26 protein-coding genes are annotated in these 23,143 nt (G+C 37.4%); 13 read left to right on the top strand and 13 right to left on the bottom strand.

The annotated features are described in order from the left end of the window. Positions 1 to 141: 141 nt before the first annotated feature. The 3 genes from scpB (at position 142) to LQ227_RS21650 (ending at position 2,179) form a co-directional block, all read left to right on the top strand. Positions 142 to 708 carry an SMC-Scp complex subunit ScpB gene (scpB, locus tag LQ227_RS21660; RefSeq protein WP_230146024.1) on the top strand — a complete coding sequence of 189 codons (567 nt, stop codon included), beginning with the start codon at positions 142 to 144 and terminating at the stop codon, positions 706 to 708. Positions 709 to 795: 87 nt separating this feature from the next. Next, entirely contained in the window at positions 796 to 987 is a 192-nt protein-coding gene (locus LQ227_RS21655; protein ID WP_230146025.1) for a hypothetical protein, read from the top strand. Positions 988 to 1,060: 73 nt separating this feature from the next. Continuing rightward, a complete protein-coding gene (locus LQ227_RS21650) occupies positions 1,061 to 2,179 on the top strand; it encodes a GNAT family N-acetyltransferase (RefSeq protein WP_230146026.1) in 1,119 nt (372 codons plus the stop codon). Between the two features lie 118 nt (positions 2,180 to 2,297). On the opposite strand, the gene LQ227_RS21645 is transcribed toward LQ227_RS21650, so the two are convergent. The 8 genes from LQ227_RS21645 to LQ227_RS21610 all read right to left on the bottom strand — a co-directional run bounded on the left by LQ227_RS21645 (position 2,298) and on the right by LQ227_RS21610 (position 8,816). Next, entirely contained in the window at positions 2,298 to 3,230 is a 933-nt protein-coding gene (locus LQ227_RS21645) for an EamA family transporter (RefSeq protein ID WP_230146027.1), read from the bottom strand. Positions 3,231 to 3,234: 4 nt separating this feature from the next. After that, entirely contained in the window at positions 3,235 to 3,714 is a 480-nt protein-coding gene (locus tag LQ227_RS21640; protein ID WP_230146028.1) for an Lrp/AsnC family transcriptional regulator, read from the bottom strand. A 119-nt stretch (positions 3,715 to 3,833) separates the two neighbouring features. Beyond that, positions 3,834 to 4,157 (bottom strand): helix-turn-helix domain-containing protein, encoded by a 324-nt coding sequence (locus LQ227_RS21635; RefSeq protein WP_230146029.1) that lies wholly within the window; start codon positions 4,155 to 4,157, stop codon positions 3,834 to 3,836. An 81-nt stretch (positions 4,158 to 4,238) separates the two neighbouring features. Continuing rightward, complete coding sequence (gene murC, locus LQ227_RS21630; protein ID WP_230151032.1) at positions 4,239 to 5,591, bottom strand: UDP-N-acetylmuramate--L-alanine ligase; 1,353 nt, start codon at positions 5,589 to 5,591, stop codon at positions 4,239 to 4,241. An 88-nt stretch (positions 5,592 to 5,679) separates the two neighbouring features. Continuing rightward, a complete protein-coding gene (gene prmA, locus LQ227_RS21625) occupies positions 5,680 to 6,519 on the bottom strand; it encodes a 50S ribosomal protein L11 methyltransferase (RefSeq protein ID WP_230146031.1) in 840 nt (279 codons plus the stop codon). Continuing rightward, entirely contained in the window at positions 6,520 to 7,281 is a 762-nt protein-coding gene (tpiA, locus tag LQ227_RS21620) for a triose-phosphate isomerase (RefSeq protein WP_132396929.1), read from the bottom strand. Positions 7,282 to 7,328: 47 nt separating this feature from the next. Next, positions 7,329 to 8,495: a putative sugar nucleotidyl transferase gene (locus LQ227_RS21615; protein ID WP_230146033.1), complete on the bottom strand. Its 1,167-nt coding sequence runs from the start codon at positions 8,493 to 8,495 to the stop codon at positions 7,329 to 7,331. 72 nt (positions 8,496 to 8,567) lie between these two features. Next, entirely contained in the window at positions 8,568 to 8,816 is a 249-nt protein-coding gene (locus tag LQ227_RS21610) for a type B 50S ribosomal protein L31 (RefSeq protein ID WP_025142617.1), read from the bottom strand. A gap of 318 nt (positions 8,817 to 9,134) precedes the next feature. On the opposite strand from LQ227_RS21610, the gene LQ227_RS21605 reads away from it, so the two are divergent. Together LQ227_RS21605 and LQ227_RS21600 are read left to right on the top strand one after the other, a co-directional pair. Beyond that, positions 9,135 to 9,302 carry a hypothetical protein gene (locus LQ227_RS21605; RefSeq protein WP_157258143.1) on the top strand — a complete coding sequence of 56 codons (168 nt, stop codon included), beginning with the start codon at positions 9,135 to 9,137 and terminating at the stop codon, positions 9,300 to 9,302. 9 nt (positions 9,303 to 9,311) lie between these two features. Continuing rightward, positions 9,312 to 10,001, top strand: coding sequence for a hypothetical protein (locus LQ227_RS21600; protein ID WP_230146034.1), 690 nt, complete (start codon positions 9,312 to 9,314; stop codon positions 9,999 to 10,001). A 376-nt stretch (positions 10,002 to 10,377) separates the two neighbouring features. On the opposite strand, the gene LQ227_RS21595 is transcribed toward LQ227_RS21600, so the two are convergent. Together LQ227_RS21595 and mce are read right to left on the bottom strand one after the other, a co-directional pair. Then, positions 10,378 to 10,662 carry a hypothetical protein gene (locus LQ227_RS21595; protein ID WP_230151029.1) on the bottom strand — a complete coding sequence of 95 codons (285 nt, stop codon included), beginning with the start codon at positions 10,660 to 10,662 and terminating at the stop codon, positions 10,378 to 10,380. Between the two features lie 332 nt (positions 10,663 to 10,994). Then, the gene (mce, locus tag LQ227_RS21590) at positions 10,995 to 11,402 is read right to left on the bottom strand and encodes a methylmalonyl-CoA epimerase (protein ID WP_230146036.1); all 408 of its coding nucleotides are present in this window, start codon (positions 11,400 to 11,402) and stop codon (positions 10,995 to 10,997) included. A 117-nt stretch (positions 11,403 to 11,519) separates the two neighbouring features. Here mce and LQ227_RS21585 point away from each other — a divergent pair, with 117 nt between their 5' ends. The 4 genes from LQ227_RS21585 to LQ227_RS21570 all read left to right on the top strand — a co-directional run bounded on the left by LQ227_RS21585 (position 11,520) and on the right by LQ227_RS21570 (position 15,681). Next, positions 11,520 to 12,731: an IscS subfamily cysteine desulfurase gene (locus LQ227_RS21585; protein WP_029275719.1), complete on the top strand. Its 1,212-nt coding sequence runs from the start codon at positions 11,520 to 11,522 to the stop codon at positions 12,729 to 12,731. Between the two features lie 113 nt (positions 12,732 to 12,844). Next, complete coding sequence (iscU, locus tag LQ227_RS21580) at positions 12,845 to 13,258, top strand: Fe-S cluster assembly scaffold IscU (RefSeq protein ID WP_025142622.1); 414 nt, start codon at positions 12,845 to 12,847, stop codon at positions 13,256 to 13,258. A gap of 78 nt (positions 13,259 to 13,336) precedes the next feature. Beyond that, a complete protein-coding gene (locus LQ227_RS21575) occupies positions 13,337 to 13,663 on the top strand; it encodes an iron-sulfur cluster assembly accessory protein (RefSeq protein ID WP_025142623.1) in 327 nt (108 codons plus the stop codon). A gap of 110 nt (positions 13,664 to 13,773) precedes the next feature. Beyond that, entirely contained in the window at positions 13,774 to 15,681 is a 1,908-nt protein-coding gene (locus tag LQ227_RS21570; protein ID WP_230151026.1) for a long-chain fatty acid--CoA ligase, read from the top strand. An 80-nt stretch (positions 15,682 to 15,761) separates the two neighbouring features. Here the strand turns inward: LQ227_RS21570 and LQ227_RS21565 are convergent, their stop codons facing one another. Next, entirely contained in the window at positions 15,762 to 16,451 is a 690-nt protein-coding gene (locus LQ227_RS21565; protein ID WP_230151023.1) for a DUF2461 domain-containing protein, read from the bottom strand. A gap of 228 nt (positions 16,452 to 16,679) precedes the next feature. Between LQ227_RS21565 and LQ227_RS21560 the strand changes: the two genes are divergently transcribed. From LQ227_RS21560 to LQ227_RS21550, 3 genes are all read left to right on the top strand, one after another. Further along, complete coding sequence (locus LQ227_RS21560) at positions 16,680 to 17,006, top strand: MGMT family protein (RefSeq protein ID WP_230151021.1); 327 nt, start codon at positions 16,680 to 16,682, stop codon at positions 17,004 to 17,006. A 275-nt stretch (positions 17,007 to 17,281) separates the two neighbouring features. Next, complete coding sequence (lysS, locus tag LQ227_RS21555; RefSeq protein WP_230151020.1) at positions 17,282 to 18,991, top strand: lysine--tRNA ligase; 1,710 nt, start codon at positions 17,282 to 17,284, stop codon at positions 18,989 to 18,991. 136 nt (positions 18,992 to 19,127) lie between these two features. Then, positions 19,128 to 19,340, top strand: coding sequence for a hypothetical protein (locus LQ227_RS21550; protein ID WP_029275714.1), 213 nt, complete (start codon positions 19,128 to 19,130; stop codon positions 19,338 to 19,340). 78 nt (positions 19,341 to 19,418) lie between these two features. Here the strand turns inward: LQ227_RS21550 and LQ227_RS21545 are convergent, their stop codons facing one another. Next, positions 19,419 to 19,973, bottom strand: coding sequence for a pyridoxamine 5'-phosphate oxidase family protein (locus tag LQ227_RS21545; RefSeq protein WP_230146041.1), 555 nt, complete (start codon positions 19,971 to 19,973; stop codon positions 19,419 to 19,421). A gap of 164 nt (positions 19,974 to 20,137) precedes the next feature. Here LQ227_RS21545 and LQ227_RS21540 point away from each other — a divergent pair, with 164 nt between their 5' ends. Continuing rightward, positions 20,138 to 20,635 carry a YdeI/OmpD-associated family protein gene (locus tag LQ227_RS21540; RefSeq protein ID WP_230146042.1) on the top strand — a complete coding sequence of 166 codons (498 nt, stop codon included), beginning with the start codon at positions 20,138 to 20,140 and terminating at the stop codon, positions 20,633 to 20,635. A 383-nt stretch (positions 20,636 to 21,018) separates the two neighbouring features. Here the strand turns inward: LQ227_RS21540 and LQ227_RS21535 are convergent, their stop codons facing one another. Then, complete coding sequence (locus LQ227_RS21535; protein WP_230146043.1) at positions 21,019 to 23,040, bottom strand: M3 family metallopeptidase; 2,022 nt, start codon at positions 23,038 to 23,040, stop codon at positions 21,019 to 21,021. Between the last annotated feature and the right edge of the window lie 103 nt (positions 23,041 to 23,143).

Genomic DNA, 23,143 nt, shown 5'->3' with positions numbered 1-23,143 from the left:
CGTTCTTATAGAATTGATATAGATATTTAATAACCTAACCTAAAACTATATCTTAATTCAGGTTTCATTTGTGTGTTGAAAGCGGTCTTGTTTTTAAAAGCGAGACCGCTTTTTTTATGCCCAAAAATTCTATTTTTGTATATGCCCAATCACAACATCACCAGGCACATCGAAGCCCTCGTATTTTCTTCCAGCCAAAGCATAGGTACACAAGAAATTATACTTGCCCTAAATGCCGTTTTTAACGAAGAATTTACCGAAACACAGGTATTCGAAAGCATAGAGCAGATTAAGGAAAAATATGGCCATAATGATTTTGCCATTGAATTGGTATTCTTAAACAATGGTTACCAGTTTCTCACCAAAAAAGATTACCATGAAACGGTCAATCAACTTCAGTTACACCGCTCGAAGAAAAAATTAAGTCAGGCCGCGATGGAAACACTTGCCATTATTGCCTACCGCCAACCAATAACCAAATTGGAAATCGAACAGATCAGGGGTGTAAATTCAGATTATTCAGTACAACGCCTGCTGGAAAAAGAGCTGATCAGTATCGACGGAAAAGCAGAAACGCCAGGCAGGCCTATCCTATACAGTACAAGCACATTATTTATGGATTATTTTGGTTTAAATAACTTAAACCAGCTTCCTCAATTAAAAGACATCGTAAAAGAGGAAAATACCGTTGGAGAAAATGTGGAATAAATAAATTAATTTCTTTGCTTCCAGATTGTTATTAAAAAAAGTTTTTTTGTATTTTTAAACTATAAAAGCAATTTTTATTTTTGTGTTATGAAAGCGCCAAAGAAACTCCCAACTAAGCCGACTGCCAAGAAACAGGTAGACGAAGATGATGATCTTGAAGATGACGATATTCAAACAACGAAAAAGAAGCCTCAAGATGACGACGATGATGATTTTGATCTGCCATTAGATGATCTTGACAACTTCGATAATTTCGACGATGACGACGACGACTATTAATATTTAAAATAACATATATTTGAAAAAGCATCCGCCCGCTTGGTAGGATGCTTTTTAATTTTAAAATCTGCCCATGCAAGTTATACCAGTAAGCAATTCATCACTAAAAAAAGACTTTCTAAACACACCCAAAATCCTATATAAAAACGACAAAAACTGGATCTGTCCGTTGGATAGTGAGGTTGAGAATGTTTTTAACCCAGAGAAAAATACCTTTTTTGCACATGGAAAATGTACACGCTGGGTTTTAAAAGATGATGCAGGAAAACTGATTGGCCGTATAGCTGCTTTTATTAATGAGAAAAAAGCTTACCACTACGACCAGCCAACCGGTGGTATGGGATTTTTTGAATGTATTGATGATGAAAAAGCGGCCTTTCTTTTATTCGACACAGCAAAAACCTGGTTAGCCGAAAATGGAATGAAAGCCATGGACGGCCCGATTAATTTTGGTGAAAACGATAGCTTCTGGGGCCTGTTGGTTGAGGGTTTTACCCCTCCTTCTTTCGGCATGAACTATAACTTTCCATACTATCAGAAATTTTTCGAGAAATATGGCTTTGTTACCGAATATGAACAATTAACCAACCATATTAACCTAACTATCCCCTTCCCGGAACGTTTTACAAAAATTGCCAACTGGGTAAGAAATAAACCGGGTTATACTTTCGAATATTTCAGCAAGGCCAATTCGAGCAAATACATTAATGATTTAATGGAAATCTACAATGATGGCTGGCAGGATTTCGAAAACTTTGTGCCTATTAAAAAAGAAACGCTCGAGGAAAGCTTTAAAAGTATGGAACCCATCATGGATGAACATTTGATCCAGTTTGCCTACTTTAATGGCGAACCAGCCTCTTTTGTAGTATTGATTCCAGATGCAAACCAGATGATTAAAGGCTTTGATGGAAAACTTGGTTTAATTGAAAAATTAAAGTTTGCTTACCGCCGCTGGGTGGGCGTTACCCGTATGAGGGCAATTGTAATGGGTACCAAACCCAAGTTTCAAAAACATGGCCTGGAATCGGTACTTTTTATCCGTTTAGGCGAATACGTACTTCCTAAAAATCAGTACAAAGAGCTTGAATTGAGTTGGGTAGGTGATTTTAACGAACAGATGATTGCTATCCATAAAGCCACGGGTGCTACCTTTGGTAAAAAACACCTTACTATGCGTAAGATATTTTAAATTAATCGTCATTGCGAGAAGGCTTTTTCAGCCGACGAAGCAATCTTAATTCGATAGTATTTATCTAATTGAAAGATTGCTTCGTCGTTCCTCCTCGCAATGACGATTTGCCGAAAACTTAGCCTGCACTTTTATATTTCGGCAGATTAATCAAAAGCACACTACCTAAAATAATCACCAAACCAATAATCTGAGTAAGGCCTATCACTTCGTTGGTAAAAGTTAAACTCAGTAAAACAGCCACTACCGGGTTTACATAAGCATAGGTGCTCACTTGCGTAGCCGGGCGCACCTTTAACAACCACACATAAGCGCTAAATGCGGCAATTGAACCAAATAGAATAAGGTAAACGATAGATAACCAGGCATCAAGCGGTATGTTACCCCAATCGAGTAATTTAAACTCAGATTTGAAAAACCCTCCGGGTAAAAAAGCCAAGCTGGCCATCAACATCTGCCAGCCTGTATTAACAGAAACCGAACTACCGGTAGTGGGATGATATTTCGAATAAAGCGATCCTCCAGCCCAGGCTATTGGTCCAAAAACAAGTAATACCATACCTATAATCTGCAAGTTGCTTTGAGGTTTATCAAGCGCCTGTACAATCTGATCGCCGAATAAGAGCACTACGCCCAAAAAGCCGATTACCAAACCCGATATAATATATTTATTACTAAGGTTTTCTTTCCAATGCGATTTATCCAGAATCACGAACCATATTGCTGCCGAAGCGACCATAATGGCTACTAAACCGCTCGGAATAAACTGCTCTACCCAAATTACGATTCCGTTACCCAAACCCAACATTAAAATCCCGCTTACAGTAGCAATTTTGATGGTTTTTAGGTTAAAAATATCTTCTCCGTTAATCTTGCACCAAGTCAACATCAGCACTCCCGCAATAGAAAAACGGAATGCACCTAAAATAAAAGGTGGAAAACCCGCCAAGGCCTTTTGAATAAAAAAATAGGTAGAACCCCAAACAATATATACGATAGCAAAAGCCAGATAAACCATTACCGGCGATGCTGTTTTGTTTAAATTTGCCATATGCTTATTTTTCAGGAATTACTAATTTTTGATGCTCTTTTACGGTCTCCAGTACAATCGTGGTTTTAACCGATAAAATATTCGGAATCTTACTAAATTCATCCCGCAGTAAAGCCATTAATGAGGCCGAATCTGCTGTCCTCACCTTAATCAGAAAGCAATCATCTCCTGCAATAACGTGTACTTCTTGTACATCAGGTATTTTTGCCAGTTCGTTTGCGGTATCACTACAGCCCAAACTTTGAGATGATTTCATTGAAATAAAGGCGAGTAATTTTAAATCGAGTGCCACAGGGTTTATCCGGGCATTATATTGGGTAATTACATTTTTTTTTTCCAACTTCTTTACCCGTTCCAACACAGCTGAAGGAACCAGATCCAATGCCTTTGCTAAATCTACATTCGAGATCCGCGCGTTATCCTGCATAAGTCTGAGTATAGCCAGATCGATATGATCTAAACTAAAATTGCTTTCGATTACCATTCTATATAAATATAAATATTTAGAATAAAATTCATAATAATTTAATTAAAAATGAATTTTATTCTTATTTATTGTTTTATAATGATAATTAGTCAGTAAAAGAACAGATAAACCGATTTTTATATCCCGAGCTTATCATACAGATCGATAACCTTTTTACGGAGCTTATTAATTTCTTCTTCCTTTTCGATCAGTTCTTTTTTAAGTGCAAGAAGTTCTTCTTCTGATGAATCTGATATTACAGATTGGCCAGATATCAACTGCATTACCGGAACCTTAAATGTTCTGGAAATCTGGAGTAAACGGGAAATATTGAGATCGGTTTGGCCTGTCTCTATTTTACAAAAGGCAGGAGTAGAAATATTAAGTTTTTTAGCAGCATCCGCCTGACTTAGACCTAAGGCCAACCTACTTTGCTTAATGTTATCTCCGATGCTTTTCATACTTTTTTTTTAGATTTGAGATATTAGACGTGAGATAGAGAATCTGAATCCGTCTCATATCTAATATCTCACGTCTAATATCTATCTCTTTAAAGAAGCTGCCAACTCAGGCAGATCGAAACCTGCGTAATTGCCAGAACTCATCATGAGTAGATTAGTGTTTTTATAATTCAAGCTCAATAAATAAGCTTTTAACTTAGTTGCATCATTAAAAAACTTCAGTTTTGGATTAGCAAAGGCCTGCTGAACATCATCTTCAGAAAAAGGCTCCATCCGTTTTTGTTCAAAAGATTTAATATCTATAAAAACAATTGCCTCATCGGCTTTATCCATTGCTCCTGTATATTCTTTTAAAAAATCTTTATTCAGGCTACTGAAAGTATGCAATTCGATACAGGCTACTAATTTCCGATTGGTAAACTGCGCTTTAACAGCATCGATAGTAGCTTTTAACTTTGACGGCGAATGTGCAAAATCTTTGTAAACGTTGGTTGATTCATCAGCTGAGATCACTTCTAAACGTTTAGCTGCACCAGTAAATGAAGAAATGGCGGCATCAAATTCTTTCGCATTGATTTCCAATTGTTTGCACACCAATTTAGCTGCATTCAGGTTCATCAGGTTGTGATCGCCAAAAATCTTTAAAGCTGTTTCTTCTGGAAGCAGATAGGTTATTCCATTTCTGATTTCATGCGCTGGAATAGCATAAGCAATCTTTGTAACGTTGGCTTTTGATTGTGTTACAATTTCATTTAAATCAGCATCTGCTTCACAATAAATTAAAGTTCCGTTATCTTCAATCGTATCGATAAATTTATCAAACTGCGAAGTATAATCGGCATAGGTTGGAAAAACATTGATGTGATCCCATGCAATACCGCTAATTACAGCCACATTTGCCTTGTAAAGATGAAATTTAGGTCTTCTATCAATCGGTGAAGCTAAATACTCATCTCCTTCAATAATCATCACCGGTGCTTCTTCGGTAACCTTTACCATGGTTTCGAAGCCGGCCAGCTGTGCACCTACCAAATAATCGAAATCGCGTTTATAGTAATTTAGCACATGTAAAATCATACTGGTAATGGTTGTTTTACCATGACTGCCGCCAATTACTACGCGTAACTTATTTTTGCTTTGCTCGTAAATATATTCAGGATAAGAATAGATTTTAACACCTAATTCTTGTGCTTTCAATAACTCTGGGTTATCGATACGGGCGTGCATGCCTAAAATTACAGCATCCAGGTCGCTTGAGATGCGATTTTCATCCCAACCCATTTCAGCAGGCAAGAGTCCGTATTTATCTAAACGGGATTTTGCAGGCTCGAAAATCACATCATCAGATCCCGAAATTTGATACCCTTTTTTATGTAAGGCGATGGCCAGATTGTGCATTGCACTTCCACCAATCGCAATAAAATGTATGTGCATATAAGTTAATTATTGAATGAGAGAAGGGTTGAATGAAAGAATGGGTATTGTCTTAAACTCAATCATTTTCTCATTCAACATTCAATCATTATTTTTTCTCAAACTGAGCCGCAACCCAATCGCCATTTTGTTTATGATCGACGTATTTGATGCCATATTTAGCACACTCAGCGGTAATCATTCCTAAATCAGGATCTAAATAAAATCCACTGAAGAAAATTTTGCCTCCAGCTTTCAATACCTCGGCGTAACGGTGAATCTGATCCAGAAGTATATTTCTATTGATATTGGCAAAAATAACATCGTATTCCTCGTTAGGAATCACCTCCTTACTACCACAAAGCGCCTTTAGATTGTCGACATTGTTAAGCGCAGCATTTTCGATGGTACTTTCGTAACAGATATCATCATAATCAATGGCCATTAAGCTTTTAGCACCAAGTTTTGCAGCCAGAATTGCTAAAATCCCGGTACCACAGCCCATATCCAGAATATTTTTATCCTTTAAATCAGCCGCTAAAATATACTGCATTACCATTGTGGTCGTTTGATGATGACCAGTACCGAAAGCCATTTTAGGATCGATTACAATCTCATACGGATATGATGGCTGAGGTTCATGAAAGGTTGCCCTTACATAACATACATCATCAATAATCAGCGGACTAAAATTTTTCTCCCATTCAGCATTCCAGTTTTCGTCGGCAACATCTTCTAAAGTATAATCGGTTGCAAATTCTTCGCTATAATTTGCCAAGAGATCTTTTAATTCCTGCTCGTTAAAGTTGTCTTTGATTACGAAAGCCGTAAAACCACCCTCACTATCTTCGAAAGTATCGAAGCCTAGATCGGCAAGATCGCTGATGAGCAGATCCTGTTGATAATCTTCGATACTTTTGAATGTAAATATTGCTTTTGTGTATTGCATTTAGCTATTTAATGCTTTAATAATATCTGTAAAATCGCGTGATTTTAACGATGCACCACCAATTAGGCCGCCGTCAATATCATTCTGAGAAAATAAACTTGCAGCGTTGCCCGGGTTACAGCTACCACCGTATAAAATGGTTGTATCATCAGCCACATTAAAACCATAGTTAGCTTGAATTTCACTACGGATAAAAGCATGAATATCTTGCGCTTGCTCTGGAGAAGCAGTTAAACCTGTGCCAATAGCCCAAACTGGCTCGTAAGCAATAACCAATTTTTTGAAGTCTTCTTCAGTTAAACTAAAAATACCTTCTACCAACTGTTTTTTTAATACTTCATAATAACTACCGTTGTTACGTTCGTCTAAAGTTTCGCCAATACAGAAAATTGGTGTTAAGCCATTCGCCAAGGCAACTTTAGTTTTTTCAGCTAATAAAGCATCGCTTTCAGCGAAATATTGTCTGCGTTCTGAGTGGCCTAAAATAACGTATTCTGCACCAACAGATTTCACCATTTTAGCTGAAGTTTCGCCTGTATATGCTCCGCTTTCTTTATCGCTAATATTTTGAGCGCCAATTTTAACATCGTTACCCCCCAATTTTGCCAAGCTGTTTAAGTGAATAAACGGTGAGCAAATAATAGCCAGTTGATCGCCTTTGCGCTCATCTTTAACCATATTTACGATTTCGCTGAACAACGAAACACCTTCGTTATAATCTAAGTTCATTTTCCAGTTACCGGCAACAATCTTTTTTCTCATTTTGTATTATTTAATGCTTGGTTGATCTTTCCAGATCGGGTTTTATATTAAAATCGTCTATACGATTCAGTTAATTCAAATACTTTAGTAATGATATCTTTTTCTACCTCATCGAAAGCTATATTTTTTCGGGCAAATACCTTTTCTGTTGTTTCGAACATTTTATTCAGTTTATAGGTATCAAAACCGCTGGTGCCTCCCCAACTAAAATCAGGAATATGATTTGGAGGAAAACCTGCACCAAAAACATTGGCTCCAATACCAACCACACTACCGGTGTTAAACATGGTATTTATGCCAGATTTAGCATGATCGGCCATAATTAAACCACAAAACTGCAAATTGGTGTTTCGCATTTTTTTGCTTTCGTAATCGTAAAGTTTTACTTCGGCATAATTATTTTTTAAATTCGAATTATTGGTATCGGCACCTATATTACACCACTCGCCCATTACCGAATTGCCCAAATAACCCTCATGGCCTTTAGCAGAGTTGCCCCAAATTACCGAATTGTTAATTTCACCTCCTGCACGGCTATTCGGACCTATGGTAGTACCTGAATATATTTTAGCACCCATTTTTATAGATGAATTTTCGCAAAGTGCAAAGGATCCTCTTATTAAAGAACCTTCCCAAACCTCAGCATTCTTACCGATATAAATCGGTCCGTAAGTACTATTAAATACGCTGCATTCGGCTTTTGCCCCCTCCTCTAAAAAAATATCATCTCCGAGTAGCTGATTGGTACCACTTAACCTTGCCGAACTGCGTCCTTCGGTCAATAATTTAAAATCTTTTCTGATCTCGCCGGGATTATTACCAAAAATATGTTCAGGATAAACAATCTGTATAAAATCAGCTGTGTATTCTATCGGCTTTAGCGATTTAACCGATTCTAAGTCGTGCTGATCTGCGATATATGCGATTATGACATCTCTTTTGTAAAGCACTTCACCTGCTTTAAGTTTATTTACAGCGTTTAGCAAAGCCTCATCCGGACAAACAGAACCGTTTATAAACAAATCGGCATTGGGTTTTGGCGCAAACTTTACAGAAAGGTAATCTTGGGTATGAAAGCCAAAATCGGCTTTTAAATATTTAGCCCATTTCTCGGCAATGGTTAAAATTCCTATGCGTAAATCGGCCACAGGCCTAGTAAACGTAAGCGGACGTAGGGACATCCAAGAAGCATCATCAAAAAGATTGATTGTCATAAGCAACAAAAATAAAAAAAGTCCCGATGCTTTTGGCAAAGGGACTTCAAAAAATGCTTTTTGTTGCTAAAATTATTTCTTAGCGTAACGGTTTTTGAATTTATCGATACGTCCTGCTGTATCAACCAATTTCATTTTACCAGTATAAAAAGGGTGTGAAGTGTGAGAAATCTCTAATTTATAAAGAGGATACTCGTTACCATCTTCCCATTTAATTGTTTCTTTAGTATCTACGCAAGATTTTGTTAAGAAAGCATATTCGTTAGACATGTCTTTAAAAACAACTGGTCTGTAGCTTGTTGGGTGCAAATCTTTTTTCATTTGAATATTATTTTAAGTTATTTGTGTGAAAGCATCAAGAACATTTTTGCAATTTGCTGGCAACAACGCTTATGACATTTCCTATTAGTCTTTCTACCTCTATTTTAGAGGATGCAAATATCTTAATTTTATTTTTGATTTACAAGCCTAAATTAAAATTTTAATTATAAGATTTCCAGGCATCTGTTTTAGTAAAACTGATTTAAACAATGTTTATTGTAAAACGATTGCTCCATCCACATATAATGCAACAAATCTAAAATTTTTGGACTGAATATTGTTTTTCAGATATTTAAAAAATATATATAAATTTGATATATGAGAAAAGATAGCGAGTTTGATGGAATTATCCATTCTAGCAGTAGCGGAAAGCTCTACATTAAAAGCCCCGATTTCTTTGCGCAGCCAAGGATCAGACAAATGGTGGGTGCTTTAATGGAATCGAGTATTTTCAAAAAAATAGAAAAGGATAAAAACAAGAAATAGCCGATATAGATGCCTTTTAACCTGCTCTTATTCCCTCTTGTAGGCGGCTATTACATTCTTATTAGGTTCAGATACCTTAGATACGTACAATATCGGCTAGAAAACCAACGTGTACTGTTAAATTCTGCTTTTGCAGGCATCCTGCTTTTAGGTGTATGCTTTTTATTAAGAGGATTATTCATTGCCATTTTTCCTGAAACCGTTGAACAGTTAAGTAAACTACTCCCTATCCATACTCCTTATTTCGGAACCACGAGCATGTCGTTATTTGTGGCTGTAGGTGCAACAGAAATCGCAAATCTTTTCATTAACAGGCTTAAGGCTATTAAAAGAGCGATAGCTACTTCAGGAAATGAATTTGAGCTTTTACTGAGTTCTTCTTTTTTTGATGCCCATCTTTTACAGTTTACCTTGGATAGCGGCAAATTTTACATTGGCTGGGTTAAAGAGCTGCCAAAACCCTTTACCACCAGTTATATCCGCATTACCCCTGCCTTTAGCGGCTACCGCAAGGCTGACGATAAAGAACTGGTTTTTACCACTCAATATTTAACGGTTTATGCCAGTTATATTGAAGATGGCTCGGTTGCAAATACAGATGAGTTAAAAACCGACCTCGTACTAAAAGCGGATAAGATCAATTCCGTTTCGTTTTTTGATATGGATATGTACAACCGTTTTAATCCTTCGCAAGGATAAGCTTTCAAAATTTAGAGCCTGTTTAAATTTTATCAGAATTTATTCGTATGTCAGTCTGTCCAAAGGACTCCTACGGAGAGCGTAGTCGAAGACCCATTTTTTGATTTATTAAAGGCAATCGACTCCGCTACCATTGACAGATCTTTTAAGAAGGGTCGTCATTGCGAGGCACGAAGCAATCTTAAAGCGCTCGCTACTAGCGATAGTTGTAAGATTGCTTCGTCGGCTGAAAAAGCCTTCTCGCAATGACGATAATCTGAGGAGATTTAATTTTTTAAATTCTCCTGTCATTAATATTGATTTTTATACAATAAATTACCCCTCAGTGTGACAGAAATATAGATAGGTAAAATAATTGCATTATTTAAACAGGCGCTTAATCTTTTTTCTGACTGTACTTTTTCCATGTTTCTATTTTAGCCATTTGGCGGGCAATATAGGCATCAGCAATTACTTCAGCCGAACTCGAGCCTTCAACAGTTTCCAGCAGTTCCTTTAATTTATACTGATCTACATCTGCCTTATATAAGATCTGGATCAGTTTTGGAAAGTCGTTATCAATTAAATAAGCAAAGGCATCAACCAATGCATCGCGCAACTGATTATCAGAAAGATGATCTGGTATATCGAAATCTTTGTTGATGATACTAATTAATGACATAGAATTAGGATTTTTTGGGATTATAGGATTTTAGGATCAGGGCTTTAAGATTACCTTTTTTATGCGCTTAACCAAGAACCACAGGCCAAAATTAAATAAACCTGATAATAGCGGCAGGTCCCGATTTAAGTACTATATTTTGTCTTTTATTTATGGTGTGCTTGCTTGTTTCACAGGTTTCATCGGGACTATAGCGGTTAGCAGGACTGAAGAGGCCATGGAATAGGGATCTTTCGTTTTCAAAATTATAATGGAGTTACTAACCGCTTTAAGATCCCTGCATGCGCGAGGATGACGGTATCGAAAACTAAATTCATCTTCCGTTTAATCTATTATATCCATTTAATTTCCTGGCAGATCTCAATCAGTACGCCATTGGTATCTTTTGGATGTACAAAACACACCATTTTATTGTCTGCACCCTTTTTTGGCGACTCGCTGAGCAATACAAAACCTTCCTTATGCAGCCGTTCCATTTCTGCCAGGATATCATCAACCAGAAAAGCGACATGATGAATCCCCTCTCCTTTTTTTTCGATAAATTTAGCAATTGCACTATCCGGAGCCGTAGCCTGCAGCAGTTCGATCTTGTTTTCGCCAGTTTTAAAGAAAGCCGTATTTACAAACTCGGATGCAACTTGCTCAGTTTTATAGCAATCGGTATTCAATAGTTTCTGATAAATATCTATAGAACTGTTAAGGTCTTTTACCGCGATGCCGATGTGTTCTATCTTATTCATAGATTATAAGGTTATGTGAATGTAAAAATGCGGCTTTTCTCTATAAGGTCATAGCTATTATTTATAATTGTTAAATAAGTTTTTTCGTATCTTTGTGTTATAATTAACAGAATAGAGATGAAACAGCCGATATATTTAGATAATAATGCTACTACCCCGTTAGATCCAAGGGTGTTGGAAGCAATGCTACCTTACTTTACAGAGAAATTTGGAAATGCCGCAAGTCGTAATCACGCGTTTGGCTGGGTGGCTGAAGAGGGTGTAGATTATGCCCGTGAGCAGGTAGCCAAACTAATCGGCTGTACTGAAAAAGAAATCATTTTTACATCAGGTGCAACTGAGGCCGATAACCTGGCTATTAAAGGTGTATTTGAAATGTACAAAGAAAAAGGTAACCACATTATAACTGCGGTTACTGAACATAAAGCAGTTTTAGATACCTGCAAACACTTAGAGAAAAACGGAGCACGTGTAACTTATTTAGGTGTTAAAGAAGACGGTTTAATTGATTTAGCTGAATTAGAAGCTGCCATGACTCCTGAAACTATTTTAGTTTCGATTATGTATGGCAACAACGAAATTGGCGTAATCCAACCAGTTAAAGAAATTGCAGCTATTGCACACAAACATGGTGCTTTATTCATGACTGATGCTACGCAGGCAGTTGGCAAAATTCCGGTTGATGTAAATGCTGATGGTATTGACTTAATGGCTTTCTCGGCACATAAAATGTACGGTCCGAAAGGTGTTGGTGTACTTTACGTTCGCCGTAAAAACCCAAGAGTTAAAGTTACTGCACAAATGGACGGTGGTGGCCACGAGCGCGGAATGCGTTCTGGTACATTAAACGTTCCAGGTATTGTTGGTTTAGGTAAAGCCTGCGAACTTTGCCGTTTAGAAATGGAAAGCGAATCAGTTCGTTTAGCTGCTTTACGTGATAAGTTAGAAACTACTTTGAACAAAATGGAAGAGAGTTATGTTAATGGTAATACACAACACCGTTTACCACACGTAGCCAATATCTCTTTCAAATATGTTGAGGGTGAAGGTTTAATGATGGCGATGAGTGATTTAGCAGTATCTTCGGGATCAGCTTGTACTTCAGCATCTTTAGAACCATCATACGTTTTAAAAAGCTTAGGTTTATCTGATGATTTAGCGCACTCTTCTATCCGTTACGGTTTAGGAAGGTTTACAACTGAAGCAGAAATCGATCAGGCTATTGAAGTGACTCAAAAAGCGGTTAATCACTTAAGAGAACTTTCTCCACTTTGGGAAATGTTTAAAGAAGGAATTGACTTGAGTAAAATTGAGTGGGCGGAACACTAAGCCAGTTTGGAGTTGGCAGTTAACAGTTTGGAGTACGCGAACTGGCAATTGAAAATTGGTAATTGAAAACTAAAAATAAAATTGCTCCGTAAAGGAGATTAAAAAATAAAATCATGGCATATTCAGAAAAAGTAATTGACCATTACAATAACCCACGTAACGTAGGTACTTTAAATAAAGACAGCAAATTTGTAGGAACAGGATTAGTTGGTGCACCTGAGTGCGGCGATGTAATGCGTTTACAGATTGAAGTTGGAGAAGATAACGTAATCACTGATGCTAAATTTAAAACATTTGGTTGTGGTTCGGCTATTGCTTCTTCTTCTTTAGCTACAGAATGGTTAAAAGGAAAAACAATTGATGAGGCTTTGTCTATCGACAACATGGATATTGTTGAAGAATTGGCTTTACCTCCAGTAAAAATTCACTGCTCGGTTTTGGCAGAAGATGCAATTAAATCGGCCATTAACGATTATCGCGTTAAAAATGGTTTAGAAGCAATTGTGTTAGAAAAATCGCACCATTAATAGGTAACAAGACATAAGTATCTAGTATCAAGACTATAATAATTCAATCTTGATACTAGATACTAAATACTCGATACTATGATCACAATAACAGATAAAGCAAAAGAAAAAATCACCCACTTAATGCAGGATTCGGAAATGGGTTCTGATTACTTTTTACGCGTTTCGGTAAAAGGTGGTGGCTGTTCTGGCTTATCATACAATTTAGATTTTGATAACGAAGAACAAAAAGGCGATCAGTTTTTTGAAGACAGGGGAATCAAAATTGCTTTGGATATGAAATCATTCCTTTATTTAGCCGGAACTGAACTCGACTTCACTGACGGTTTAAATGGAAAAGGTTTTAACTTTATAAACCCAAATGCCAGCCGTAGCTGTGGCTGTGGCGAAAGCTTCTCTGTTTAAAATCTTATAAAACGTATATTTAAGGGGCCCCGAAATTTTCGGGGCCCTTTTGCATTTTTAAACCAAAAAGCCTTATAATTGTTAATTATAATTAGCGAACCAATACGAGCATGCCATTAATAAACGAATTTTCAACCGTTCCTACCTTGTTGCGGAATGTTGTAAAAAACATCCATAAACCTCAAGAAACCTTTTTGATTCATAAACAAGGTGCAGAATGGACTGAAATTTCTTATGAAGATACTTTAAAAAGAGCCGACGCTGTTTCTGCCTTCTTTTTAGAGAAAGGAATAAAAAAAGGTGACCGATTAGGATTAATGATCGAGAATTCTCCTGAATACGTATATTATGATCAGGGAATCCAGCAGATTGGTGTAATTAATGTTTCCATTTACCCTACACTTTCTGAACAGGAAGTAGCTTATATCATTAACGATTCTGGCATAAAAGCTATTCTTATTGGGAATAACTTTCTATTCCGTAAAGTATTAAAGGTTGCAGCCAATTGCAAACAGTTAAAATATATTATTCCTGCCTTTAAAGATTTTGAAAAAGTTGTTATTCCAGAGGACGTACATGTAGAAGTTATTGCCTTTTCTGATATTCTGGCACTTAAACATCAGGTTACGGCCGCCGAAAGGGCTGACATTGACCAATGCAGAAGTTTGGTTTTACCTGACGATGTTTCCTCTTTAATTTATACATCGGGAACAACAGGAACTCCAAAAGGTGTAATGCTTACCCATTTTAACTTTGTTAAGAATGTGGAGGTTTGCTTGCAACAGATCCCTGTGATCGATCAAACGGAAACTTTTCTTTCTTTTCTACCGCTATCCCACGTATTCGAGCGTACAGCAACCTACCATGTTTGTTGCGCACAAGGCTGTAAAATTGCCTTCGCGCAGAGTTTAGAATTATTGGCCAAAAATATGGGAGAAGTTCGTCCTACGGTAATGAGCTGCGTTCCACGTTTATTGGAGCGGATACACGATAAAGCCATAAAAGGAGGAACAGCTGGTGGGGGCACAAAAGCAAAAATATTTACCTGGGCTTTAGAAACGGGTAACAAATACCGTTTAGCAAAAGAGGCCGGAAAAAACCCAGGCTTCATTTTATCAGCTAAAAAAGGAATAGCAGAGAAACTGGTTTTCAGTAAAATTAAAGAGAAAACCGGTGGACGTTTAAAGTTTATGATTTCAGGCGGTGCCGCCCTGCCTAAAAATGTGGGTGAATTTTTTGGCGATCTGGGCATTAAAATATTGGAGGGATTTGGCTTAACAGAAACTTCGCCCGTAATGTCGGTTACCGAATACCACAGGCAGGTTTATGGCACTGTTGGTCGCGTAATCCCTGGTATTGAAGTGGGTATACAAGATGTCGAAACTAAAGAAATGCTCAGTATCCAAACGCACAATACTTTTAATGAAGAATTTGAATGCGCTGAAGGGGAAGTAATTGTACGCGGTCACTGCGTAATGAAAGGTTATTTTAACAAGCCAGCAGAAACAGCCGAAGCGATAGATAAAGACATGTGGTTCCATACCGGAGATATTGGCCGTTTTTATAAAGGTAATCTGCAGATTACAGACCGTTTAAAAAACATGATCGTAAATGCCTATGGCAAGAATGTTTACCCTACCCCGGTAGAAAACATTTACCTGAAAAGCCCAAAAATTGATCAGCTTTTCTTAATCGGAGATAAACGTGAGTTTATTACAGCAATTATTATCCCGAACAAAGAAACTTTAGAAGAAACCTTCAAACTCAAACCATCATTTTTTGAAGAGGCTGATCCTTTTATCCGCGATCAGGAAATTATAGATTGGATGGAACAGGATATTAAAAAAATATCAAACGAGCTGGCCAAATTTGAGCGCATTAAAAACTTTAAAATCAAGCGTAATCCTTTCAATATAGATGAAGGAGAAATTACCCCTACCATGAAAGTTAAACGCCGGATTGTAGAAAAGAAATATGCCGAAGCCATTAACGAAATGTATGAGGAAGGTAGAAGCTGAATCATAATTAAACAAAGGGTCATCATTACAAAATAAGTATGATGACCCTTTAATTTTTTTCCGGCAATCCTAAAAATCAACTACAGATCCATTCCATTTGCATCGGTTGTCAATATTTCGCTCATATAATCAAAGAAAGGTCGCATGTTTTTAAATTCCCGATTACAATATCCTAAGTAATCTTTACTTAAAACTTCCTCATCGGTAAATCGATGAACTAACAAAAATTGCTTATAACGTAACAGATCGATATCCTGATGATCTCCATCAAAACCCTTTGGAGCAGTCTTTAATTGCTCGCCTTTCAAAGTTCCGAAGGAAGCCATAAAAGTTTTATCACTTAATATTGCTCTCAAGGGTTCGGCATCAAAAGCTATATTTTCCCTTATCAATTTCAAATCTTGTGGAGAAGGACCGAAAAAGCCACCAGCTACAAAACTATTGCCTGGTTCGATATGAAAATAGTAGCCACCCCTTCTTTGTTTACCTGCCCGTTTAAAACTTCCGCTCCAATGTGTTTTATAAGGCGTTTTATCATTTGAAAAACGCGTGTCCCTGTAAATCCGGTATAAACTTTTCTTTCCCGATGGTGTTTCAATTACATCATGGGTATTCATGAGATCTAATAAATCCTGGGCAAAAGATTCTATGTATGTCAGTTCTTTCTGGTAAGCTGTTTTATGGTCATTAAACCACTCACGTTCGTTGTTATTTTTTAACAACCTTAAAAACTCAAAACTAGAAGGTGGTATTTGTTTTATATCGGGCATCGTTTTTTAGATGGCTATTCACATCCAAACAAATATAACATCTGTAAAACACTAAATCCATATCGCTGAAAAATTACTCGATTAAATACTTAAAAATTTCAGAAGGGATCTGACCATGGAGTGGCTCTAAACCATTGAAACTATAGAAAAGTCTTTAATAAAAAAATTCCCAATGACGAATTATGAAACAGATATATTTAATAGCTTTATGTATCATTTGCCAGAACGATGAAACACGATTTATTTTTTGAACAGGTTTGGGATTTAACCAGAGAAATACCCAAAGGAAGGGTAACGTCATACGGAGCAATTGCAAAAGCCATTGGTACACCTAATCTATCAAGAATGGTTGCCAGAGCAATTGGTGCCTGTGGATCAGCACAGCCTCCTGTTCCTTATTATAGGGTAATCAGCAGCAACGGCTTGCTCAGCGGCGATCCATCATCTACAGCTAAAAGACAGGAACTCCTCGAAAACGAAGGCGTTGAAATTAAAAACCTGAAAGTTCAAAACCTTAAAAAGGTATTCTGGGATCCATTAATTGATTTGGAATAAATACTATTGGTAAAGTTTCTGCGCATCAATTTTTATCCAATTGCTTTTAACATGCTAAAATGCGATGTTATATCTATAAAGCATTTAGTAATTACAATAGCTTTCTTATCTTTGCAACCATCTGTTTTAAGTGGATAGCTAATTGGTACTGAAAATTGAATTTTTTCCAATATTAATTCAAAATTTAATCAGCTAATTATTTCTTTTCATTAAAGCGCCAAAATTTAACAATAACAAAAAATGCAAGAGCATTACTTTTGCAAAAAATACCTGAAATGAGTATAGGATTATCAGAACAAGAAGTATTACGACGTGAGTCGCTAAAACAATTACGCGCGTTAGGCATTGAGCCTTATCCTGCAGAAGCTTATGAAGTAAATGCATATGCTGCAGATATATTAGCTAATTATGAAGTAGATAAGACAGCGTACAAGACCGTAGTATTAGCAGGTAGAATTATGAGCCGCAATATTATGGGTGCTGCGTCTTTTACGGAGTTACAGGATTCTACCGGCAGAATTCAGATCTACTTAAAGCGCGACGAACTTTGTCCTGGTGATGATAAAACCTTATATAACACAGTATTTAAAAAACTTTTAGATATTGGCGATTTCATTGGAGTTAAAGGATATGTATTCACTACGCAAACAGGAGAAATTTCTGTACATGTTACTGAATTTAAGGTGCTTTCTAAGTCACTGCGCCCGCTACCAATCGTTAAACGCGATGATGAAGGCAATGTTTATGATGGATTTACCAATCCGGAATTGCGTTACCGCATGCGTTATGTAGATTTAACAGTAAACCCTGATTTTAAACAGATCTTCATTAAACGTAGCAAGGTGATTAACACCATGCGCAATTATTTTGATAACCAGGGTTGGATGGAAGTAGAAACGCCTATCCTCCAGCCTATTCATGGCGGTGCTGCTGCGCGTCCTTTTGCCACACACCATAATACTTTAGATATGCCGCTTTATTTGCGTATTGCAAATGAGTTATATTTAAAAAGATTAATCGTTGCCGGTTTTGATGGTGTATATGAATTCGGTAAAATGTTCCGTAACGAAGGGATGGACCGTACGCATAACCCCGAATTTACTTCGATGGAAATTTATGTTGCCTATAAAGATTATATCTGGATGATGGCAATGGTTGAAGAATGTTTAGAAAAAGTAGCTATTGCAACAACTGGTGCAAGTGTAGTTAAAGTTGGGGCTAACGAAATTAACTTTGAAGGACCGTACGAAAAATTAACCATGTACGAGTCGATCCAGAAATATACCGGAATTGATGTTTCGGCGATGACGGAAGAAGAAATTGCGCAGACTTGTAAAGATTTAGGCATCGAAATCGATGATACAATGGGCCGCGGTAAATTAATTGATGAAATTTTCGGTGCTAAAGTTGAGGCGAATTTAATTCAGCCAACCTACATTACCGACTACCCAATCGAAATGACACCGCTTGCTAAAAAGCACCGTACGGCAGAAGGTTTGGTAGAGCGTTTTGAGCTATTTGTTAATGGTAAAGAGATTGCAAATGCTTATTCAGAATTAAACGATCCTATTGACCAAAAAGAGCGTTTAGAAGATCAGTTAAAGTTAGCTGCCCGCGGTGATGACGAGGCCATGGCCATGGATGATGATTTCGTACGCGCATTAGAATATGGTATGCCACCTACTTCAGGTTTGGGCATTGGTATTGATCGTTTGGTGATGTTAATGACCAACCAAAGTACCATCCAGGAAGTTTTATTCTTCCCGCAGATGCGCCCGGAGAAAAAGAAAATAGAAATGACACCTGAAGAAACAGAATTATATTCATTGGTTTCAGAAGGCGAACAATATCTGTTAACTGAAGTAAAAGGAAAACTGGTCGATTGGAGTAACAAAAAATGGGATACAACCTTAAAAGCTTTAACAGGAAAAGGAATTTTAAAAGTTGCCAAAACAGACGACGGCTTATTCTTATCTCATAAATAATCAATCTGAGCCCCGAAAAAGGGAATTCTGGATTTGGTTTTAACAAAAACATAACATAAACTTAAAAGGCTTGCTAACAATTATTTAGCAAGCCTTTTCTATATTTACGGCAATCGATAATTAAAATCATTGCGATATGAATACGTCAAGTTTAGAAATCAACGAAAGAGAATACTGCATTAAATTAAGCAAAGATGCTTTTGATTTAACGCTGGTACGTCAGTTAATAAAAAGAATTCAGGCCGAGGCCTTATTCTTCTCAAGAGTACAAGCCGAAGAAGAAGATATCTTAAGCAAAAGAGCTCAAAGAGAAGAATTTGAAGGATTTGATTATTTAGGAGATAAGTAGTCAGTTTTCAGTTGGTAATTCCCACTTAACAGTTAATTTAACAATTAACCAGTTAACCAACTAAAACAATTAACCTCACTAATCCACCTCCAAAGTTCCCTCTACCGAATCATCCATTGTTTTTCCTGTAATTACCGACGCTGCCATCTTTAAAAATGCAACGGCAGTGCCGTGTTTGGTGTCCCAATAGTATCCCTCCGAAGGGATAACCTTAATCAAGGTAATATCAGGATCCTCTTTCCCTCCTTGAAACCATGTTTTGATAAACGGGCTCCAAAGCTTGTCGATTTTAGCCTGATCCCTGCTGATTTCTGAAATTCCATAAATATTTACAAAACCCGAGTGTGCTCCGGCCTGAAACAGCAAATGAGTAAACGGATCAGTTGAAATCTCATCATTTTTATGACTGTCTTTCATGCTCATGAACCATATATTCCCCTCATCATCGACCTGCTGAATAGCCATTGGCCTTACCGACAAGGGTACACCAGTTTTAATATTGGTACAGAAAAAACAGCTTTCAGCCTTTTCGGCTAAACTCCTAAGTTTTTCTATAGCTTCTTTGCCGCCTAAATCTTTAATGTTATTTTCTTCCTGAGTATTGTTGGTACTCCCTTCTTGTGATGTTGCCATAGTATTAGATTTTATATAAACTACAATGGAAAATAGCGTTTGGTTTTGATTTTTTGCGAGAGCGGTTGGCGAATGGCGTTAAGTAGCGCGCATAGTGTATGATTTATTGACTAAAAATTATGGAGTTTTAATCAAAGCCAATATCTTTATTTAATAGAAAGCCAATGGACACAAAAAAACCGAAACCCTTTACTGCTGAAATCAAGATTATTGGCATCAATCCTTTTGTATTTGTACCGGAAGAAGCATTAAACTATGTTTTCCATCAAGCTGGGAAAGACAAAGGTCAGCTTCCAATTACAATGAAAATTGATGGGCATGAGTTTAAACAAACTTTGGTAAAATATGCGGGCGATTGGCGTTTGTACCTGAATACGCCGATGCGAAAAGCCGCAGGCAAAGCTATTGGAGATACCGCAAGCTTCGAAATTGAATTTGATACTGAAGAACGAACAATAAGGATAAACCCTAAGTTGGAACTGGCTTTAGTAGAAAATAAACAGGCTAGGGATGTATTTGACGGCCTTGCCCCCCATTTACAGAAGGAAATTATACGTTACATTGCCAACCTCAAAACGGAAGAATCGGTAAACCGCAATGTAAAAAAGGCGATTCAGTTTCTTTTGGGTAAAGAAAGATTCATCGGCAGAGATGGACTTTAATGGAAAATAGTGCCATAGTTACAACGTTACCAACCTAAGTTTGAACGAACTACTGATTTTGCTTTTATCCATCAGCACAGTCTTGCCTCGGCTTGCCGCCGCAGAAGGGCTCTTTCTTTTTGCTGCCAAAAAGAAACAAAAACCACCGGCTGAAAATTTTTCTTTCGAAGCCAGTGGTAGGGCTAGGACAGTATAGCCCGAAAAATTTGTTAGGCCGGACTTGAGTAAAACGGAGATACAGTACTACGGCCTAGCTATGCGGAAATATATGGGCACTTCAAGGCACTCATTGATATACAATTACAGAATAACGTCAATGTTAGCCCTTATTGATTATAGTACAAAGGTCAATTGGTAACTGTCCTTTGTACTATAATTTTGTTTTACAACAATCCGCGTTTTTTAAGCATTGGTTTAATATCAGGATTATGTCCCCTGAAATTAAAAAACATTTTGCCAAGATCTTCGGTATTTCCTTTGGACAGAATCATGTCCCTAAAACGCTGACCATTTGCCCTGGTCAGTCCCCCATTTTCCTGAAACCAAGAAAAGGCATCATTTTCAAGCATAGAAGTCCAGCTATAGGCGTAATAACCTGCGGCGTAGCCATTACTCCAGATATGCAGAAAATAGCTGGAGCGGTAACGTGGCGGCACATATGATAAATTTAGATTGGTTTTCTTTAAAGCTTCGGCTTCAAATTTGTCGACATCCTGTAATGGTGAACCCGGAGAAATCGTGTGCCACTGCATATCCAGATCGGCTGCTGCCAATGCTTCAGTAAAAATATACCCTTGGTTAAACGAACTCGCCTTTTTAATTTTATCTAATAAAGCTTGTGGCATCTGTGCTCCGGTTTGATAGTGAAGGGCATAATTCTTTAATATTTTTGGATCGGAAGCCCAATGCTCATTAAACTGTGAAGGAAATTCTACATAATCGCGGGCTACGTTTGCACCCGAAAGACTGGGATATTGCTGGTTGGCAAACAGACCATGTAAACCGTGCCCAAATTCATGGAACATGGTTGTAACATCATCAAAACTAATTAATGCTGGTTTTCCGGTCTCGGGTTTGGTAAAATTGCAGACATTATAAATAACCGGTATCGTGCCGAATAGCTTAGATTGGGGAACAAGGTTATCCATCCAGGCACCACCATCTTTATTATCACGCTTATAGTAATCACAATAAAACAAACCTAGCTGTTTTCCGTCTTTGTCTATCACATCAAAAACACGAACATCTTCCTGGTAAACAGGTAAATCTTTACGTTCTTTAAAAGTAATGCCGTAAAGTTGTGTTGCAGCATAAAAAACACCGTTAATGAGTACTTTATTTAACTCGAAATAGGGTTTAACCTCGTTTTCATCTAAATCGAATTTTGCTTTGCGAACTTGCTCGGCATAATAGTCCCAATCCCAGGGGGCTAATTTAAAGCCACCTTTTTGCTGATCAATTACGGCTTGTATATCCGCCGCTTCACTTTTTGCTTTAGCGGTAGCAGCCGGAATAACTTTACTAAAAAAATCTTCAACTGCTTCGGGTGTTTTAGCCATCTGATTTTGTAATTTCCAAGACGCATAATTTTTAAAGCCAAGCAATGCAGCCTGAGCAGAACGGATCTGCGCAATTCTTGAAATTATTTTACGGGTATCATTTGCATCACCTTTTTCAGCCCTGTTCCATGATTTATTAAAAAGTTCTTCTCGCTTGGCACGATCAGCCATTGATTGCAATTCGGGTTGTTGGGTAGTATTTTTTAAACCTTTGCCTGCTGCCTGCAATTGTGCGGTAAACTTTGCGCTCAAGGTAGCTTCTTCTTTGTTCAGTTCTTTAAGCTTGCCTTTGTCAGCATCAGATAGCTTTGCTCCTGCCAGTTCAAATTTTTGGCAATAATACTCCAGTAAGCGCAAGGATTCGGCATCCAGTTTCAGCTGATTCTTCTGTTTGTAAAGGGTTTCTACGCGGTTAAAAAGTTTGGTATTTAAATAGATGGCATCGGTATTTGCAGTTAATTTAGGGGCTTCCTCTTCTTTAACCTTTTGCAATTCGGGATTGGTATTGGCTCCTGTAAGCAGGTTAAAAACCATACTTGTCCGGTTCAGCAGTTGTCCGCTTTTTTCGATGGCCAGAATGGTATTTTCAAAGCTGGGTGCATCAGTCTGATCAGCAATTTTCTGGATTTCATTCATCTGCTGTTTCATCCCTTCCTCCAGTGCGGGTTTAAAATCGCCGTTTTTAATTTTGCCGAAGGCAGGCGCCTGAAAGGCAAGTTCGCTTGCTTTAAAAAAAGGATTAGCCGATGAGAAGCTTTCATTGCTTTCTTCAGCATCTTTTTTGTTATTGCAAGCACCTAGAATGGCAAAGAAGGCCAGCATCGGTAAATAAGATACTTTTTTCATGAATATTTAAAGTTAGTTATCCATAAAAATAGTAATTTATACAGTGTAATTTTCAACAAACAAAATTGAGCTGAAACAAAAAAGCCATTCCGGTTAAGAAATG

This window comes from Pedobacter sp. Bi27, assembly GCF_918698255.1.
In the GTDB taxonomy this organism is placed as follows: Bacteria; Bacteroidota; Bacteroidia; order Sphingobacteriales; family Sphingobacteriaceae; genus Pedobacter.
This window is presented reverse-complemented; position numbering and strand designations above follow the sequence as displayed.